The organism is Bartonella sp. AP57NXGY (assembly GCF_042195805.1).
Classification (GTDB): Bacteria; Pseudomonadota; Alphaproteobacteria; order Rhizobiales; family Rhizobiaceae; genus Bartonella.
The window spans coordinates 1-1,355 of record NZ_JBHIOZ010000289.1 but is presented as its reverse complement, the minus strand read 5'-3'; the positions used below and the strand labels follow the sequence as shown (position 1 = coordinate 1,355).

Annotated in this window: 1 protein-coding gene and 1 pseudogene; both read left to right on the top strand. The window is 49.1% G+C overall.

Annotated elements, in window-relative coordinates; translation table 11 throughout:
* Nucleotides 1–627: hypothetical protein (locus ACFIL8_RS10370; RefSeq protein WP_375689701.1), on the top strand; the 627-nt coding region annotated here is incomplete at its 5' end.
* 78 nt (nt 628–705) lie between these two features.
* Nucleotides 706–1,355, top strand: a pseudogene (locus ACFIL8_RS10365) (DNA primase); the annotation flags it as partial.

The following is a 1,355-nucleotide window of genomic DNA, read 5'->3' as shown; positions in this document are numbered from 1 at the left end:
CGCCCCACCTTCTTGCATCCTTCCTCCTTTCCACCTTCCTCCTTTTCCCAAGGCGCCACTTCCCATGCTCTTGGCAAACAGACATCAACAGAGCAGCTTCAAAAACCTTCAATGAAAAGCAAACTCCTTGGCACTCCCCCTCCCACACAGGCATCCCAACACATGCCCCAACAAGGTATCCCAAAACAGGACTCCAGCATGCACCACCCTCTCACAGACATATCCACCCCACCCTTCTTTCACCCCCTTCCTCCTTTCCGCTTTCCTCCTTTTTCTCAAGGCGCCACTTCCCATGCTCTTGGCAAGCAGACATCAACAGAGCAGCTTCAAAAACCTTCAATGAAAAGCAAACTCTTTGGCACTCCCCCTCCCACACAGGCACCCCAACACATGCCCCAACAAGGTATCCCAAAACAGGACTCCAACATGCACCACACCCTCACAGATATATCCACCCACCTTCTTGCATCATCCACCCTACCTGCTTCCAACGCGCCCCTCTCAAAGGGCTCCACCTTCCTAAACCCTTGGCAAACAGATACCAACACAGCCATTTCAAAAACTTTCAGGATAGAGCAAGTCCCGCGCAAAAAAGGACCGTATAGCATAAGACCTTTCACCATGTGATCGAACAACGAGAACAGCAAAAACAGAATCCTCACCTCCCACATCTTGAGAAAAACGACAATAATATCACGAATGACCATGAGCACAATTTTTGAAATCAAACAAAAACTTATCTCACAAGCCGATAGAATAGCAGAAATGCTTCTTCCCCAAGGGCACAAACGAGGCAACAATTGGATTGTAGGCAACACACGTGGTGAAGCTGGTCAAAGTTTATCGATTTGCTTAAGTGGTAGTAAAGCAGGACTTTGGTATGATTTTGCAGAAAGCACAGGAGGAGATCTTTTAGACCTTTGGTGTGAAGTCAAAGGCATTAGCCTCTCTCAAGCCTTAGAAGAAGCACGCGCGACTCTCAATCTGACACGCCCCAAACCCTTTATGGCGCCTCATCGTTCCTATCGCCGTCCACCGGTTCCTAAAGGGCAGAGCCCGCAGAATCTTGTAAAAACCTATCTCCATGAAGAACGCCGCATTCCTCTAGAGATTATAAAGCGTTACCGCATAGGAGAAAATGGCGAAAAAATCATTTTCCCCTTTTATAAACCCGACGGCACCCTTGCTTTAGTCAAAGAACGGCTTGCACAAACGGGAGCAAAAACAAAACCTACAGCAGCACACTGTGAACCGATTTTGTTTGGCTGGCAAGCCCTTTGCTCCACAACTCCAGCCGCCACAAACGCACCTCAGCACGCACTCTCATCAACCCCAGCCGCCCCACAGGCGCCTCA